The sequence below is a fragment of the Paraflavitalea speifideaquila genome (genome assembly GCF_032395985.1).
Lineage (GTDB): Bacteria > Bacteroidota > Bacteroidia > Chitinophagales > Chitinophagaceae > Paraflavitalea > Paraflavitalea speifideaquila.
Window position 1 is genome coordinate 4,938,324 of sequence record NZ_CP135920.1, and the last position, 13,503, is coordinate 4,951,826.

A 13,503-nucleotide genomic window follows, 5' to 3' on the forward strand; every position below is an offset into this window, starting at 1 on the left:
CGTCACCACTTTTCGAGGCCATCAACATCGAGCAGTGCCGGGTTCCGCGCAATAAAGATGCTCACCACGTTGGTTATAGCAGCCAATCCTTTCAGGGTAGTGAGTTTGGTATTGTCGGTGATATTGATCGCCCGGTTTTCATTAAGCCCCGAAGAGGTCAGCCTGGCCAGGCCCGTGAGTCCGGTTAACCCTGTTGTAATGATGCGCAGGTCCATCCCCACGCTTTCCAGGTTGGAGAAGCCTGAAATATCGGCCAGGTTCTTGCCGCCGATGGTAAACATAGCCCCTACGGTTTTCAGGTTCTTAAAACCCTTGATGCTATTGAGTGGACCGTCAAATCCAACCAACCCGTCTCCGGATCCTGCAGCGGTTTCCAATCCGAGGGAGTATTTGACGATTGTCAACTTATTAAATCCGTTGATCGTTTGCAACCTGATACTGGCACCGGGTATATTGGCATTTGAAATGGTCAGGTCGCCGTCCACACTTTCCAGGTTGGCAAACCCATCCAGGTTGGTGATGCCCGGACAATTAATAATGGTAAACCGGCCACAGGTTTTTAAGGCAGGCAGATCGAAGGTGGTTAAAGCTTGCACGACTTCAAATCCGCCATCCAGGTGAATACCGTTGGGCAACTTTTCCAGCGCATTCATATTGATCGTAGCCAGTTTTATATTGTGGGTAAGGTTGACAGATTCAGCTTCCCTGAACATGGGCAAGGTAAAGGTGGTGAGCGCCCCATTTTCCTTGCAGGCAATATTGCCTTTTTCATAAAGCGGGAAATGAGCTGTTTGCAATACCTTGTTGGAGGTTATGGTCAGTCCCCGGTTGACTTTAGTTTATTGGCCACGGCGGTAATATCGGTGAGTGCATCATTGCGTGTGATGGATACCCAATCTGTCATCACAGCCGGTATATTGATGCCTTCGAGAGAAGCTAACTTCGGGCACTGATCGATGGTGAGCCTGCTGGAGCACACAATATTTTTAAGTGCGCTTACCGAAGTCAGGTCGGGATTGTCAACCAGCGTCATGCCCCATCCTCCCAATGTACCACTGGCATTGGCAAATGTACTCAGGTTAGTCAGTAGGGTGTTGGATATCTCGATTAAGCCACACTTGTCAACCGATTTCAAACCCGGAATGGACAGGGTTTTCAACAATGGATTACCCGTAATGGAAATATTATCATTGCCCAGGGGCTCACCGATTCAATGGAGGGTAAGGTAAGTGCCACCAGCGAAAGGTTGTAGTTGATATGAATACCCTGCACGGTCTTGCTGGCCAGTTTGGGAAAGGCCGCACTGACCAATTGACCGTTTTCTACCAACGACAGATAGGACATATCTTCAACTTCTGCCAGTCCACCCAGGCTCGTTATATTGTTCCGGCGCAATTCCAAACCCCTACTTTTTTCAGCTTTACGATGCCGCCCAGGTCGGTCATATTTGAAACGTACAACATGCCGCTTACAGCAGTATATCCTGAATCGATAAATGCTTTCAGGCTGGTAGCATCGTTAATGGAATAATTGCCCTGGAATACTTTATCATCCCCTGTACCTGGGTTGCCCGTGCCGGGGTTATCGCACACTTTTACCGGCTGCTGTAGCATATAGGCCACAGAAGGAGTTACGTTGATCTTGATATCCTGGCTTTTTTGCCGGTGGCCACATCATAAACGGTCAATACTACGTTATCGACCTTATTGGTCAAGGCCCGCATGAACAGGTATTGTGCCGTGAATCGTCCTTCGGCGCCAAATACGGGCGCCGTCGTACTTTTACAATGGTATTCCCACTGCGCATACTAAGGAAGGCATACCCCGCAGTTACCGGTTTGTTATCACAATTCACTGCCTTGCCATTTACATTCACAATGGTTTCGCCGTTGCCACCGCCACCACCTGCAGGAGGCAGGGTGATGGTAATGGTAGTGGGCGGATTGGTAGGCCTTACCTCCATGGTTACACTTTGCCCTTCATCTGCAAATGTAGGCGCCGCAGGAGGAGTCTCTCCTCCTGTAGGTGTATGATTGGGATTGGTGGGATAATCAGGGCCGCCGGGCTGTACCGGCATCACGGTTATTTCCATGATGTCTGTCATACTGGGCAAGGGGAAAGTGACGGTGCTGGTGCCACCGGGAGGATTGTTGTTGGGATTGGGGGTGGGTGGCGGAAAGACATTCGTATACAAGGTTGTTTGTGTCTTTTTATCGCGCACCTGTAGTAAAAAGTCGGGCGGGTGATTTACAATATCACTGACCTCATCCGGCGGCATGCTGGTAATATTGGGTATGATCCAACGCAACACCATTGGCAATATCATCAGGGGATTCCAGTGGTCGTAGTTCCAGACGGAAAAGTGAGTAACCTTACCTACGTACTTTCCATGTTGATAGGCACCTTTCCCTTCCTGTTTCCAGATGCCTTTTTCTTCATCAAAATACCACATGTCTATAGAAGGGGTAGCCGAGCTTTGCAGTTTTTGCGGTACGGGTAAAGTCACCATTACATCTTTGCCTGCTTTGATCTTTAGTTTATTGCCTTTATCATCGAGCAGGTCAAGGTTCGACATGCCATAAGAAATAAGTGCACCTCTTTTGTTATCGGCATTATCTGCCGCCAGATCGCCCGGCATGCGGGCAAAGAAATCGGGGCTGGTGGGGTTTATATAATTGGCTACTACATTTACCTGACCGGTATAGCCATCAATGGAATTGGCAGGCAATTCGATCTTAATACCACCGCTCGATTCTACCGCACCGCCAGTTGTGGCGCCGATGGTGCCAATACTTTTTGCGCCAGCAGCTTAATTAAAGGGGTTTGGACAAGCCATTCTTCATGGGCTGGAAGATGCGTGACCCTTTGAAAAACCTTGCTTAAGGGCTGTAATATAAGCCCGCGCCTGGTCGAGTTGTACATCGGTGAGGATATAAATACCGTTTACATCCGTCACCACCGATTTACCGCCTCCTGTAACAGCCACGCCGGCCAGCGGTTTATCCTGTTCATCGACAATTCGTCCAAATACGCTGGTACCAACCGTTATGCCTTCTTTAGGCAGTCCGGGAATAGAGGGGTCAGGTTCGGTGTTGCCGCCGCGGTCATTTTGCGGCAGCCATTGCTGATAAGGGCTACAAGTAGCAGGTAGTATAGTATCTTTTTCATTGCTCAGAACTTAAAGTGAATGATGGGTACAAAACTTCTACCTTCTGGCCGGGTATAAAATACTTAATTTGTAGTAGAGTGCAGGGAATACGCTACCCGGTTTATTACTCTATAAGATACTGGAAGACTTTTTAGGGCTGCCCGCCTGGTTGACCTTTATCGTCGCAGCAGTAACCCTGGCCTATGGGCTGTTTGCAATATCATTGGCGCTGCCGCCAAAGTCACACCCGGGCAGGCTGCGGATATTGGTATATGCCAATTGGTTTTGGACACTTGTGAGCGTGGTGTTATTGATCCTGTACCTGCCGGGCGCCACTATTTTTGGCGCTATCTTTCTGGTACTACAGGTACTGGTGGTTGGCGGACTTGCCTGGTTGGAGGGAAGGCAGCTTATTCTGATAAAAAGGCAGCCTGTTTAACCCATTACCTGGCTACACCAACCGCACTATTGCCTGTGCGCGCCAGCCAATCTTCCCGCTTTATTTCATACACAAAGTTCAGCTTGGGAGGTTCACCATAATATTGTACTGTTTGTTCGCCTGTTTTAACGGCGCCCAAGCGGCCTACAGCTATCTGTGAACGGATATTGGTAGCCCCTACGTGGAAAATGGCCTTACCCACATACTGAAACATATAATCAAGCATGAGCTGCTTGATGGAAGGATTGAAACCAGTGCCCCAACACCTGGTAGCATAAAAAGTATAACCAATGGCCAAACTGTTTTCGGCCTCATTATACTCGTAATAACGGGTACTACCCACTATTTCGCCGGTTGCTTTATCAATGATCTTAAAAGCCCCTTTGCTTTCCATGGCTCCTTCAAAAAAGTAGTGTACACATCTTTTTCCAGCGCTCTTTATTGGGGTGCTGCTCCCATATTTTGGGATCGGAAGCCACTGCATACAAAGCCTCAAAATCCGTTGCTTCCAAAGGAAGCAGGAGGGCCCTGTTATTTTCCATAATGGGTTGAATCGAAAATTGCATAGAAGATAATTGTTGTTGACGCAGTAAAATTACCGGCAATGAACAACACTTTCCTAGTCCAGTTTACACAAAGCAGGTAGACCAGGCTCAAAGCTTCCCTACACCTTATCTTAATTATTGAAGATGAAATAAGGATGGTCCAGTTGGTGCAGTGCGGGCTGGAAGAGGCAGGCTACCAGGTGACCACCGTTCATGACGGCGAGGCAGGTAAAAAAATGGCCCTGGGCAGTACTGATGATAAAGTGGTGGGCTTTGATGCCGGCGCCGTTGATTACCTGGCAAAGCCTTTTGAAATGCGGGAACTGCTGGCCCGGCTAAAGGCCTGGTTAAAAAGAAGCACCTCTACAACCGCTTTTATCCCATTCCGGTCAACCTCAATATCAGTGCTTTTCAGAAGACAGGTATTACCAGAAATGTTTACTTTGTAAAAGTAGAACGCCGGAGGAGACCGGCCAATCAATAAAATGATTGATTTCTATCACATTTTCAGTAATATCATTAAAAGGTTGAAAGGAATTAACCCGACAAATCCTTTGTTTTGTAAAGAATGGAAAGACTGCTTTAAAATGAGGAATACTATTATTACCCTACTTTTCCTTTTGCAAGGTTATGCCGCATCCGCACAGCCATTGCCTGCAATAGATAGTATGTTGAAACTGCTGGGAGGCATGCTGAGCGGTATAAAATATTCTTTCATCAATATGAAAGAAAACCTCGTTATGCTACCTGAGAACGCCCAGGCATTTGAACGCAACCTGGACATGCTGGATACCGGCATCCGCGAAATGCGGCGTGTAGCCCACAACCTGATGCCCGAGATACTACTCAAATATGGACTGCATGCCGCCTTGAAAGAATTTTGCAATGAGATTGGCCGAAGTGGGGTGATCACGATCGTATACCAGCCAATGGGACTAGAAAAACAGCAATCGATCAGACCACTTCGCTGGCCGTTTACCGCATCGTACAGGAGCTGGTACACAATGTAATAAAACATGCGGCAGCAAACACCGTGCTGGTCCAGCTTCATGCTGCCGAACAAGATAAAATATTGTCGGTAACGGTGGAAGATGATGGCAAGGGATTTGAACCGGGTGCGGCAGACAATAGAGCAGGCACCGGTTGGATCAATATTCAAAACAGGATAGATTTCCTAAGAGGCAGGGTGGACATTAATTCTACTCCGGGTGGAGGCACTTCTGTTCTGGTCGAGATTGATTTATAAGTAATTTCAAGTGCATTAATCAGCCATTTGCAAAAACAATACCATTATGAAGCAAGTCACGCTTACCCTATCCCAGGCCAGGAAGATCATTCTCCATGCAGCCGGGCTTTCAAAGCCTACTTATTGGGGAAAAGGGCGTGAGGCGGTGTATAAACTTATTGACCACCTGGGTTATGTACAGATCGATACCATTGCAGTAGTTGAGCGGGCCCATCACCATGCCATTGCAGCCCGTGTACCCGATTACAAACCCGAATACCTGGCAGAATTGCAGGCCGATGGAAGGATCTTTGAATTCTTTACCTCCGACTCGGGTTATATGCCCATGCCCCACTTTCGCTTTTCACTGCCAATTAAAGAAGCCTTTGCAGCCAACAGGCAACCGCTGACCCAGCCCGAGGTCAATCTTATGCAAAAGTGCTGGACCGGATTGCCCGCGAAGGTCCCCTCACGGTAAAGGACTTTGATAATGACCGCCAGGTAGCCAGTACAGGCTGGTGGGATTGGCGGCCATCGAAGATAGCCCTCGAAAGATTGTATATGGACGGGCAACTCATGGTAACGCGCGACAGCAACTTCCGGAAAATATACGACCTGCCCCTCAACCTGGTACCAGACGATATTGACACCACCCTACCCACGCAACAGGAATTTGCCAGGCATGCTATCCTACGGGAATTAAAAGCACTGGGTATTGCCGGTGTAAAAGAAATAGCCTGGCGTGCCCGACGAGCCCAAAACAACCTGTTGAAAACAGAACTGGAAAATCTCCTGCAAGAGGGTAAAATTGTTCAGGTAACTGTAGAAGGAATGAAAGCCGTACCACTATATATGCTGCCTGCTTATAAAAATAAAACGATCAACCTGACCGGTGACGTTTTTATCCTTTCGCCTTTTGATGTATTGAATGTCTTCCGGCATCGCCTGCGCGACTTTTTCAACTTCGACTACCAGGTTGAATGTTTTGTACCTGCACCCAAACGGAAGTATGGCTACTTCTCACTACCCGTACTATTGGGCGACACCTTTGTGGCCAGGATGGACTCAAGGCCGATAGAAAACAAAAGACACTAATCATCCATAACCTACACTTTGAAGCGGTGAAATTAAGCAAAGCAAACCTTGCCAGGATCACAGCAGCCATTCAACAATTTGCCCAATTCAATCGTTGCCACGATATCCAAATTAAGAAGTCGAACAACAAACAATTCCTTACCACCATTAAGGCAGGGCTTTGATGATTAGACATTTTACACGCTACATCACACAAAAGCCAATACGCAATCAATATGCTAATGAACCAGCAGTCACTTGATACCTTTCCGAAAGTCAACGTTCCGACAACCAACTAAGGAAGGCGGTAGATTTTTCTTTCCCGATCAACAAGTCGTCAGGCGCCTTCACCAGCAGGTGAAGCAACAATTTCCGGCCATAATAATGTTCCACTTCCTTTACTGCACTGAAGTTGATAATGTATTGCCTGTTCAGCCGATAAAACTGGGAGGCCGATAGCTGGCTTTGCAGTTGATCGAGCGACTGAGTCACCACATAGGTCTGCTGCTGAAAACTCACCAGGTGGGTGGTTTCATGGCGGGAATAAAAAAAGGCGATCTGGTCCGCAGGAACAGTCACATACTTATTATCCTGGAATACGAGAAAACTCTTTTGCCTTCCTCTTTGCCCAACTTGCTGAATAAAGCCGCGAGACCGGGCTGGCTATTACGCTGAAAAAAATTACCCCGCGACTCTACCCTGCCGATGGCTTTTTCCAGGTCCCCTTGCGAAAATGGTTTGAGTATTTGCCTTTGAACCTGGCAGCATATACCGCAGGATCAGGATGTGGCGCCCCATTGGCATCACCTTCCAGGGTCACCGTAGGTACCGTAATGGCAGGCCCGGCGGCCAGTTTCTTCTCCCAGGCATCATACCGTGCCTCTCCCTTCACCAGCCCAAGGCGCCAGCGGTAATTGTGTATCACGATGGCCACAGGGCCGGGATTGTCGAATGAAGCGGCTGATCTTTCATATTCAGCCTCATCGAAATGCCATTTGGGAGAAGCCGTTTGCCAGATCAGTTTGTTGAAATCGCGGCGATTGGCCTCATATCCTTGCTGCCCCCGCCCGGTGGCGAAATAAAACTGGTACCACCAACTCTGTTCGGCTTTGGGTGACAGGGGCTTCTGGTTCGCTTGCTGACTGCCGATCAGGTAACCGCTTACCGATACGAGCGCTTTGACCCGTTCGGGCCGTAAGGCAGCTACAATATCTACCGTACGTGCATCCCAATCGAAGCCACCGAGTATCGCCTGATCAATATGCAGTGCGTCCATGCAATCGATCAGGTCACCTGCCAGCGCCGCTTGCTGGCCATTACGGGGTGTTGATGCCTGCAGGAAGCGGGTGGTGCCGTAACCCCGCAGGTAAGGAATCAATACCCTGTAACCCCTGGCAGCCAGCAGGGCCGATACGGTGGTATACCTATGCATATCATAAGGCCAGCCATGCACCAGGATCACAGGTTGGCCATTGGCCGGACCTACTTCGGCATAACCAATATCCAGGATACCGGTTTTAACTTGTTTGATCTCGTCAAAGGAAGATGAAGGCTGTGTGGTATTTCCGGCCTGCTGCGCATTGCCCGTTTGACTGGCAGCCAGCAAAGTGATACTGAAAAGTAGAGCGGTGGTGATGGAACGGCGGTTATTGGTATTCATCTTATAACTTGTTTAGTGTTAATTGATGACACGAAATTGCCGGACTTAGGGTCGCTGGAGAAAGACAACCCTGTGAAGTGGACAGATTAACCGGTGGTCTGGACAAAGGCCGGTATTCTTCAATCTTTTTTGCTATTTTACATTCAGAAAGGAAACCATTGTTTGAAATGTAAAGCCTCCATATTAACCTTTTGCCTGCTGATCTACATCATGGAATTAGCTGCTTTACCAGTGTATTGCAACCCAGTTCCAATCAAACAAAGCAGCTGTAGCAGCAAAAGACCAACAGCGCTTGCAAAAAGGCAAGCACTCCCTGCAAAAATCACCTACGGAGAACAAAAGCAATACGGCCGACTGCTGTTTGAACTGCCCGCTTTGCTATGTAATCACCCTCACTAGCGTTATCAATCCTGGAAGATCTACCGGAGTTGTAAAAACAGAATACCCGCTTTATCAGTCAAATTACATTTTCACCTACTGCTCTACTGCGTGGAAGCCACCAAACTTCGGCTAGGTACATACCAGCTATTTTTCTACAATCATTTTAATTTCATTTAAACTCAACAATATGAAAAAGTTATTTCTATTGGCTGCTATTGCTATGTGCATGAGCAGCACAGTAGCCTTTGCCAATGGCGGTAAAAAAATAAAGAGAGCAAAGCAAAAACAGAAAAAACTGTACAAAGCCTTGCCCTAAACCTTGTCCCAAACCAACCCCACCTTGCTGCGACAAAAGCAAGTGTGACAAAGGTTAACCGCCAAGGTTTGATTTAAATAGTAAAGCCCCCGATAATGGGGGCTTTACTATTATGCATACCTATTACTTTGCTGCTGCTTAAATTCCTGTACGGAGGCTTTCTGCGTAGGCATTGGGCAGCGGACTGTCCTCTACTGCTTTTGCTGCCTTTTCTACATCATACCTAAATCGGATAAATTCTACCTGAATACTGTTTTTATCTGTAATGGAACTGTTGTCATTAATATGTAACATAACATATCCTCCCTGTGGATTACCGTCTTTGGGTTTGCCCACCGAACCAATGTTGATGGCGTGGCGGAAATGGTTGTTATCATTAGCCCCTAAAATACGATGATAAGGCTTATGCGTATGTCCAAAGCACATGATATCTGCATCGGCATCCTGCATAATACGCAGCATACTCTTCTCGTCCCGGTCTTCAAACAAGTATTCGTTTATTTTCCTGGGACTTCCATGTACCAGTAATAAATTCAGTTTATCCTGGTTCAGTTGAAATTCAATCCGGAGATGCGCAGGCAAGGTCCTTAAGTATTTCCTTTCTTCCGGCTTAACAAGCTCATTCGTGAAGGAAATGGAGACGGCTCCATTAGCCTTTTCCTCGTCGGTTTTATAAGCGCAACCACAATCATCACTGGCTCGGCCAATGCCAAAATCATAATTACCTGCAATCGTAGGGATGCCTCTTTTGCGTATTTCATGGATCACTTCATTGGGCCAGATATTATAACCTACCAGATCTCCCAGACAATAGATGGCATCCGGCTGGCGGCTATCCACATCTTTAAGGAAGGCTTCCAGGGCAGGCAGGTTGGCATGAATGTCAGAAAACAATGCAATGTTCATGTTGGAGTGATTAAACCGTTTGAGTAGTTGTGTAATATTTTTTTCGTAGCCAGAAAGCCACATTAACAAGGGCAATGAGCGCCGGCACTTCAACCAATGGTCCGATTACCCCGGCAAAAGCCTGGCCGCTATTAATGCCAAACACCCCAATGGCTACAGCAATGGCCAGTTCAAAATTGTTACCCGCTGCCGTAAAAGAGACAGCCGCATTTTGCGAATAATCGGCGCCCTTTTTTTGCCCAGAAAAAAGCTAACGAGGAACATGATCGCAAAATAGATGACCAATGGGATAGCTATTCTGATGACATCAAAGGGAATACGAACAATCAGTTCTCCCTTTAAACTGAACATGACAACGATGGTAAAGAGCAGGGCTATTAATGTGATGGGTGAAATAGCAGGTACAAATTGCTCCTGGTACCATTTTTCTCCCTTTGCCTTTAATAGTACAAACCTGGTGATCACACCCACTGCAAAGGGAATTCCCAAATAGATCGCTACACTTTCTGCTATTTGTCCAATGGTAATATCAACAGCCAGACCTTTTAAACCAAAGAAAGGAGGTAATACAGTGATAAAAACATATGCATAAATGCTAAAGAATACCACTTGAAAAATGCTATTCAGCGCTACCAAACCGGCTGCATATTCCCGGTTGCCTTCAGCCAATTCATTCCAAACGATCACCATGGCAATACAACGGGCCAGGCCAATCAGGATAAGGCCGGTCATATATTCAGGATAATCTTTTAAAAAGAGCATTGCCAGCAAAAACATAAGTAAGGGGCCAATCACCCAATTGAGGAGTAGCGATATGCCCAGTATCTTCGTGTTTTTAAACACCTCCCCATTTTCTCATACCTAACTTTTGCCAAGGGAGGGTACATCATTAAAATTAGTCCAATCGCCAGTGGAATATTGGTAGTGCCCGAAGAAAAGGAATTGATAAACGTTGTTGATTTGGGTACAAAATACCCGATACCCACCCCCAATGCCATGGCCAGAAATATCCATAGCGTCAGATACCGATCCAAAAAACCAAGCCTTTGCCTTTCATTGGCCGGATTACAATTATTAGCACCCATTAGCCATTCATTGATTGGTTATCTACAAAATGTCAGTAGCGATCCTGCTGGGTGTAAGTTTAGCTACAGCAACCGGGTTCGCAACAGGCCGTTTTTTCTGTTGGCTTTTCTGCATAAACGGTAATGCTGAAGATGCCTGTATTACTGCTTCTGAATTCTTTTATTTCCTCTTGCGAAAGGTAACCAGCTAGTATGTCATCAGGAATTAGGATGGGCTTTTCTTTTGTATGGTGATATTCGTAAATCCATTATTGCCTATTAATTCAAGGTACACCTGTTTTTGAATGGCGCCAGAAACGCAACCGGCATACATTTCTGCAGCTTCCTGGATAGCGGGGGAAGGTTACCCTCCAATACAATATCAGAAATGCTGAAGTGCGCACCAGGCTTCAATACACGGAATATGTCTTTAAGCACACCGTCCTTATTGGGCACCAGGTTCAGTACACAATTGCTCACAATTACATCCGCTGTATTGGCTGTAACAGGCATATTTTCAATATCACCCTGCCGGAACTCTACATTATGGAAGCCTAATTTTTCAGCGTTCTGCCTGGCCTTCTCAATCATTGCCGGCGTAAAATCAATACCGATCACCTTACCTGTTTCGCCTGTTTCGGCCCTGGCGATAAAAGCATCGTTGCCAGCTCCGGAGCCAAGATCAATCACCACATCGCCCTTTTTAATTTGAGCAAATTGCGTAGGCAATCCACAACCCAGGCCCAGGTCGGCATCGGGATTGTAACCTTCCAGGTTGCTGTAATCATCCGTCATAATGTTAACCGTTTCAATAGAACAGCCACCAGCCCCACAGCAGGAGGCTGCATTGTCTGTTTTATCCTGTAAGGCAATCTGACTGTATTTCTGCCTCACCATGTCTTTGATCTGATCGGGCGTTTGCATTGATTAATAGTTAATTGTATTATTGCAATATTGCGATTATTAGGGGCAAAAAAATGCTAACAGCATTCATCCTTGTTAACATAGGATACAAAAAAGGCATCAAATGCACTACGGTATTGATGCCAGACTTTGGGATCAATGCAGTAACAAACACTGGTACCTTCAATAGTTCCTTTGATCAAACCGGCATTTTTAAGTTCTTTAAGGTGCTGACTGATGGTTGCCTGGGCCAGCCCTAATTCTTCTACCAATTCACCACAGATACAGGCCTGCGCCTTAACCAGGTATTGTATGATGGCTATGCGGGCAGGATGCCCCAATGCCTTCATCATCTGCGCCAGCCTATTTTGCTTATCCGTGAATATTTCTGATTTCGTCAGACCCATATCGCAATATTACGATTAATAATTGAATTGCAGCATTCTTTTTTGCAAAAGAATGCTGGAGGTAACATGTGACACATATCTGTTGCCCTTTTCCCATTTTTTATTACTCTTATACATATCTGTGGGCTTGACCGCCCTTTTATACCAGGCTAACTTTGCTTTCTCTAATACTTGTTTCCATGTACAACCCAAAAGGAATAATATTAACGTATACGCTCATAGCGGCTATCCTATTGCTGGCTTCCTGTAAGAAAGAGCGTTCTCCCCATACAGAAGAGCCAGCAGTACACCCTGTCCCGAGGGAACAGGGTGTTGCTATAGGTAATGCTACTACCCAACCGATCGGTGCCGCAGGCGGCCAGTTCAGCACACCAGATGGACGGCTGACAATTGTAGTTCCTGCAGGAGCAATTAGTGTGACCACTGACTTCTCAATACAGCCGATTACCAATACACTCCCGCTTAGTTCTGGTGTGGCATATCGTTTATTACCGTCACCCACCAGCTTTCAGAAACCGGTTACCCTGCTGTTTCACTATTCAAACGCGGATCTCGCCGGAACCAGTGCCGGGGCACTTTACTTTGCCTTTCAGGATCCACAGCATGTTTGGCAGGTCAAGTCGAGGTCAAAGCTTAATGAAGACAGTAGCACAATAACAGTAGAAACCATGCATTTTAGCGATTGGGCCTTGTTTGAACAATATCAGTTGCAGACAACAGATGAAGTAGTTGGGCACAATGAGCAGATCCATCTTAAAGTAATGGCCAATGAATTGACCATAAAAGATGCTGCCGGCATTATTGAAGATATTTTACCAGTAGGTGATATGACCGTATTTAATAACCCTTCCGCGATTGCTGACTGGAACGTCAATGGCGGCGCCACTATTGTCGCAGCCGGAAGTGAAGCAACCATTACAGCACCTGATAAAACAGGTGCTATGGAAACCGTGGTGCGCGTGCCCACTTCCGCAAAGATTATTGATCTCGATAGCAAGCGTGAAAAGTTCAGAACGGGGATTCAGTTACACCATGTTGGTTTCGCTGTACTGAATAAGAAACAGTTTGCCACGGTTATTTCTGAGGATGGAAACGAGGCCTTTGACAACTTGATTATTGGCACCAACGGTGCCAGTACAGTAATAACCGTGCTGAACTCACAGACAAGCACAAAGTTGGTTCTGGCAATAAAAACGGTTACCCCTGACCTAAACAATCTTTATACGTATACCAGTGAAAGAGCCGTCGGGATCGCTTATCTTATACACGATGCTTATGGTTCTGACTATTTAACGTGTACTAACCCCTCGAAAAAGCTTTTTCCTCGGGCGGAATAACTGTTACAAATTGGGGCAACATTGGCTCCTATGTAGAGGGAGTATACAATGGTGTGTTTTATAAGGGCGCCTGCCCGAATAAGCCAAAGACTTACACTG

General features: G+C 46.6%; 23 protein-coding genes. 9 read left to right on the forward strand and 14 right to left on the reverse strand.

What is annotated here, in order from left to right:
- Positions 1-2: 2 nt before the first annotated feature.
- From RS881_RS34060 to RS881_RS34085, 6 genes are all read right to left on the reverse strand, one after another.
- Positions 3-797, reverse strand: a complete 795-nt coding sequence (locus RS881_RS34060; RefSeq protein ID WP_315814827.1) for a hypothetical protein — start codon at positions 795-797, stop codon at positions 3-5.
- 20 nt (positions 798-817) lie between these two features.
- Positions 818-1,135: a hypothetical protein gene (locus RS881_RS34065; protein WP_315814828.1), complete on the reverse strand. Its 318-nt coding sequence runs from the start codon at positions 1,133-1,135 to the stop codon at positions 818-820.
- Positions 1,136-1,155: 20 nt separating this feature from the next.
- Positions 1,156-1,401: a hypothetical protein gene (locus RS881_RS34070; protein WP_315814829.1), complete on the reverse strand. Its 246-nt coding sequence runs from the start codon at positions 1,399-1,401 to the stop codon at positions 1,156-1,158.
- Entirely contained in the window at positions 1,377-1,613 is a 237-nt protein-coding gene (locus RS881_RS34075) for a hypothetical protein (RefSeq protein ID WP_315814830.1), read from the reverse strand. The genes RS881_RS34070 and RS881_RS34075 overlap by 25 nt, the downstream gene beginning before the upstream one ends.
- Before the next feature lie 97 nt (positions 1,614-1,710).
- Positions 1,711-2,727, reverse strand: a complete 1,017-nt coding sequence (locus RS881_RS34080; protein WP_315814831.1) for a hypothetical protein — start codon at positions 2,725-2,727, stop codon at positions 1,711-1,713.
- A 111-nt stretch (positions 2,728-2,838) separates the two neighbouring features.
- The gene (locus RS881_RS34085; protein ID WP_315814832.1) at positions 2,839-2,985 is read right to left on the reverse strand and encodes a hypothetical protein; all 147 of its coding nucleotides are present in this window, start codon (positions 2,983-2,985) and stop codon (positions 2,839-2,841) included.
- A gap of 331 nt (positions 2,986-3,316) precedes the next feature.
- On the opposite strand from RS881_RS34085, the gene RS881_RS34090 reads away from it, so the two are divergent.
- Positions 3,317-3,586, forward strand: coding sequence for a hypothetical protein (locus RS881_RS34090; RefSeq protein ID WP_315814833.1), 270 nt, complete (start codon positions 3,317-3,319; stop codon positions 3,584-3,586).
- 4 nt (positions 3,587-3,590) lie between these two features.
- On the opposite strand, the gene RS881_RS34095 is transcribed toward RS881_RS34090, so the two are convergent.
- Both RS881_RS34095 and RS881_RS34100 read right to left on the reverse strand, forming a co-directional pair.
- Complete coding sequence (locus RS881_RS34095) at positions 3,591-3,980, reverse strand: GNAT family N-acetyltransferase (protein ID WP_315814834.1); 390 nt, start codon at positions 3,978-3,980, stop codon at positions 3,591-3,593.
- 7 nt (positions 3,981-3,987) lie between these two features.
- Complete coding sequence (locus RS881_RS34100; protein ID WP_315814835.1) at positions 3,988-4,152, reverse strand: GNAT family N-acetyltransferase; 165 nt, start codon at positions 4,150-4,152, stop codon at positions 3,988-3,990.
- A gap of 143 nt (positions 4,153-4,295) precedes the next feature.
- Between RS881_RS34100 and RS881_RS34105 the strand changes: the two genes are divergently transcribed.
- The 6 genes from RS881_RS34105 to RS881_RS34130 all read left to right on the forward strand — a co-directional run bounded on the left by RS881_RS34105 (position 4,296) and on the right by RS881_RS34130 (position 6,615).
- Positions 4,296-4,580, forward strand: coding sequence for a response regulator transcription factor (locus tag RS881_RS34105; RefSeq protein WP_315814836.1), 285 nt, complete (start codon positions 4,296-4,298; stop codon positions 4,578-4,580).
- A 138-nt stretch (positions 4,581-4,718) separates the two neighbouring features.
- Entirely contained in the window at positions 4,719-5,141 is a 423-nt protein-coding gene (locus tag RS881_RS34110) for a sensor histidine kinase (protein ID WP_315814837.1), read from the forward strand.
- Positions 5,141-5,377, forward strand: coding sequence for a sensor histidine kinase (locus RS881_RS34115; protein ID WP_315824697.1), 237 nt, complete (start codon positions 5,141-5,143; stop codon positions 5,375-5,377). Before RS881_RS34110 ends, RS881_RS34115 begins: the two co-directional genes overlap by 1 nt.
- Before the next feature lie 46 nt (positions 5,378-5,423).
- Positions 5,424-5,834 carry a DNA glycosylase AlkZ-like family protein gene (locus RS881_RS34120; protein WP_315814838.1) on the forward strand — a complete coding sequence of 137 codons (411 nt, stop codon included), beginning with the start codon at positions 5,424-5,426 and terminating at the stop codon, positions 5,832-5,834.
- Positions 5,795-6,451 (forward strand): DNA glycosylase AlkZ-like family protein, encoded by a 657-nt coding sequence (locus RS881_RS34125; RefSeq protein ID WP_315814839.1) that lies wholly within the window; start codon positions 5,795-5,797, stop codon positions 6,449-6,451. Before RS881_RS34120 ends, RS881_RS34125 begins: the two co-directional genes overlap by 40 nt.
- Positions 6,452-6,477: 26 nt before the next feature.
- Complete coding sequence (locus RS881_RS34130; RefSeq protein WP_315814840.1) at positions 6,478-6,615, forward strand: hypothetical protein; 138 nt, start codon at positions 6,478-6,480, stop codon at positions 6,613-6,615.
- Positions 6,616-6,706: 91 nt separating this feature from the next.
- Here RS881_RS34130 and RS881_RS34135 read toward each other — a convergent pair whose 3' ends face one another.
- Together RS881_RS34135 and RS881_RS34140 are read right to left on the reverse strand one after the other, a co-directional pair.
- Positions 6,707-7,009 (reverse strand): LytR/AlgR family response regulator transcription factor, encoded by a 303-nt coding sequence (locus tag RS881_RS34135; protein ID WP_315814841.1) that lies wholly within the window; start codon positions 7,007-7,009, stop codon positions 6,707-6,709.
- Positions 7,010-7,124: 115 nt separating this feature from the next.
- Positions 7,125-8,090, reverse strand: coding sequence for an alpha/beta fold hydrolase (locus RS881_RS34140; RefSeq protein WP_315814842.1), 966 nt, complete (start codon positions 8,088-8,090; stop codon positions 7,125-7,127).
- 568 nt (positions 8,091-8,658) lie between these two features.
- Between RS881_RS34140 and RS881_RS34145 the strand changes: the two genes are divergently transcribed.
- Positions 8,659-8,787 (forward strand): hypothetical protein, encoded by a 129-nt coding sequence (locus RS881_RS34145; RefSeq protein ID WP_315814843.1) that lies wholly within the window; start codon positions 8,659-8,661, stop codon positions 8,785-8,787.
- 138 nt (positions 8,788-8,925) lie between these two features.
- On the opposite strand, the gene RS881_RS34150 is transcribed toward RS881_RS34145, so the two are convergent.
- From RS881_RS34150 to RS881_RS34165, 4 genes are all read right to left on the reverse strand, one after another.
- Positions 8,926-9,693 carry a metallophosphoesterase family protein gene (locus RS881_RS34150; protein ID WP_315814844.1) on the reverse strand — a complete coding sequence of 256 codons (768 nt, stop codon included), beginning with the start codon at positions 9,691-9,693 and terminating at the stop codon, positions 8,926-8,928.
- Positions 9,694-9,846: 153 nt separating this feature from the next.
- A complete protein-coding gene (locus RS881_RS61845; protein WP_315814845.1) occupies positions 9,847-10,536 on the reverse strand; it encodes an arsenic resistance protein in 690 nt (229 codons plus the stop codon).
- Between the two features lie 500 nt (positions 10,537-11,036).
- A complete protein-coding gene (locus tag RS881_RS34160; RefSeq protein WP_315814846.1) occupies positions 11,037-11,681 on the reverse strand; it encodes an arsenite methyltransferase in 645 nt (214 codons plus the stop codon).
- Positions 11,682-11,737: 56 nt separating this feature from the next.
- Positions 11,738-12,067 carry an ArsR/SmtB family transcription factor gene (locus RS881_RS34165; RefSeq protein WP_315814847.1) on the reverse strand — a complete coding sequence of 110 codons (330 nt, stop codon included), beginning with the start codon at positions 12,065-12,067 and terminating at the stop codon, positions 11,738-11,740.
- A gap of 179 nt (positions 12,068-12,246) precedes the next feature.
- Here RS881_RS34165 and RS881_RS34170 point away from each other — a divergent pair, with 179 nt between their 5' ends.
- On the forward strand, positions 12,247-13,404 hold the full coding sequence (locus RS881_RS34170; protein WP_315814848.1) for a hypothetical protein: 1,158 nt from the start codon (positions 12,247-12,249) through the stop codon (positions 13,402-13,404).
- The last annotated feature ends 99 nt before the right edge of the window (positions 13,405-13,503 follow it).

Excerpts from the sequence above, each read along its gene's own strand:
- RS881_RS34100 (WP_315814835.1), bottom strand. The coding sequence starts at position 4,152 with ATGCAATTTTCGATTCAACCCATTATGGAAAATAACAGGGCCCTCCTG.
- RS881_RS34140 (WP_315814842.1), bottom strand. The coding sequence starts at position 8,090 with ATGAATACCAATAACCGCCGTTCCATCACCACCGCTCTACTTTTCAGT.
- RS881_RS34160 (WP_315814846.1), bottom strand. The coding sequence starts at position 11,681 with ATGCAAACGCCCGATCAGATCAAAGACATGGTGAGGCAGAAATACAGT.
- RS881_RS34150 (WP_315814844.1), bottom strand. The coding sequence starts at position 9,693 with ATGAACATTGCATTGTTTTCTGACATTCATGCCAACCTGCCTGCCCTG.
- RS881_RS34075 (WP_315814830.1), bottom strand. The coding sequence starts at position 1,613 with ATGCTACAGCAGCCGGTAAAAGTGTGCGATAACCCCGGCACGGGCAAC.
- RS881_RS34110 (WP_315814837.1), top strand. The coding sequence starts at position 4,719 with ATGAGGAATACTATTATTACCCTACTTTTCCTTTTGCAAGGTTATGCC.
- RS881_RS34145 (WP_315814843.1), top strand. The coding sequence starts at position 8,659 with ATGAAAAAGTTATTTCTATTGGCTGCTATTGCTATGTGCATGAGCAGC.
- RS881_RS34165 (WP_315814847.1), bottom strand. The coding sequence starts at position 12,067 with ATGGGTCTGACGAAATCAGAAATATTCACGGATAAGCAAAATAGGCTG.
- RS881_RS34095 (WP_315814834.1), bottom strand. The coding sequence starts at position 3,980 with ATGGAAAGCAAAGGGGCTTTTAAGATCATTGATAAAGCAACCGGCGAA.
- RS881_RS34170 (WP_315814848.1), top strand. The coding sequence starts at position 12,247 with ATGTACAACCCAAAAGGAATAATATTAACGTATACGCTCATAGCGGCT.
- RS881_RS34120 (WP_315814838.1), top strand. The coding sequence starts at position 5,424 with ATGAAGCAAGTCACGCTTACCCTATCCCAGGCCAGGAAGATCATTCTC.